Below are 1,321 nucleotides of genomic sequence, written 5' to 3'. Positions count from 1 at the left end.
AGGGGCTGACGGCATGATCCCGGTGCCGAGCAACACACGGGTCTGGCTTGCCGCTGGCGTGACGGATATGCGGCGGGGCTTCAACACATTGGCAGCGCAGACGGAGAAGATGCTGGCCGAGGATCCCTATTCTGGCCATCTGTTTGTATTCCGTGGCCGTCGGGGTGACCTGTTGAAAATCATCTGGTGGGATACGCAGGGCGCATGCCTCTTTATGAAACGCCTTGAGAAAGGGCGGTTTGTCTGGCCTGCGGCCAAGGATGGGAAAGTTTGCCTGACATCAGCTCAGCTCGCCATGCTTCTGGAAGGAATTGACTGGCGCATGCCGCAGCGGACATGGAGACCATTGCAGGCCGGATAGTCAATAAAACATGAGGTTTTTACACATTTTGCGTTCCGTTCAGCAGGCTGCTCGGGTATAAAATGCGTATGCATGCGACCTTTAAATCCCTGCCCGAAGACCCGATCGAGCTGCGTGTAATCAGTGAACTGATGGCGGCCGAAATCAAATCGCAGGCCTATCAGATCGAGAAGCTGAAGAAGGAACTGGCAGCACATCGCAAGGCCCGTTTTGGCAGCAAATCCGAGACCATGGACCAGCTGGCGTTCGATCTGCAGGAAGATACTGAAATTGCTGCCGCTTCCGAGGCGCAAAAGACAGCCCCGGAAACGGGTGCTAATCAAGACGCTCCCAGCAAGCGCACCCATAATCGCGCACCGCTGCCGGATCATCTTGAGCGACAGGAAGAAATCCTCTCGCCGGGTGATAGCTGCGACGATTGCGGTGGCGCGCTCAAGTCGCTGGGCGAAGACGTGACGGAAGAGCTGGAATACGTCCCCGGCCATTTTGTGGTGAAACGGATCGTGCGGCCGCGCATGACCTGCACCTGTTGTGAGGCTTTTGCTCAAGCCGAATTGCCCTCGCGCCCGATCACGCGCGGACGCCCAGGGCCGGGCCTGCTGGCACATGTTCTGGTCGGTAAATATTGCGATCACTTGCCACTCTATCGCCAGTCGGAAATCTATGCCCGCGACAAGGTCGATTTGCACCGCTCCACGCTGACTGATTGGGTGGGGCGATCAACGGCGCTGCTGGAACCGCTGGCCGACCATATCGGCAAATTGGTTCGGGCCGGTCCCGCCCTGTTCGCCGACGATACGCCCGTCAAGATGCAGGCCAAAGGCAAGGCGCAAACGGCGCGTCTGTGGAGCTATGTGCGCGATGAACGCCCGTGGTGCGGACAAGCGCCGCCTTGCGTGTGGTATCAGTTCAGCGTCGATCGCAAAGGCGAGCACCCCTCATCCCACCTCAGGGGTATAA

The 1,321-nt window shown here is 58.5% G+C and carries 2 protein-coding genes; both read left to right on the top strand.

Translation table 11 applies throughout. The features are described from left to right. The first annotated feature begins 13 nt into the window (after positions 1 to 13). Complete coding sequence (tnpB, locus tag ACOI1H_RS25630; protein ID WP_422441150.1) at positions 14 to 361, top strand: IS66 family insertion sequence element accessory protein TnpB; 348 nt, start codon at positions 14 to 16, stop codon at positions 359 to 361. A gap of 68 nt (positions 362 to 429) precedes the next feature. Next, on the top strand, positions 430 to 1,321 hold an 892-nt coding region (gene tnpC, locus ACOI1H_RS25625), incomplete at its 3' end, for an IS66 family transposase (RefSeq protein WP_422441149.1).

This window comes from Loktanella sp. DJP18 (genome assembly GCF_049310965.1).
Taxonomy (GTDB): domain Bacteria; phylum Pseudomonadota; class Alphaproteobacteria; order Rhodobacterales; family Rhodobacteraceae; genus Loktanella.
This window is presented reverse-complemented; position numbering and strand designations above follow the sequence as displayed.

Excerpts from the sequence above, each read along its gene's own strand:
- tnpB (WP_422441150.1), top strand. The coding sequence starts at position 14 with ATGATCCCGGTGCCGAGCAACACACGGGTCTGGCTTGCCGCTGGCGTG.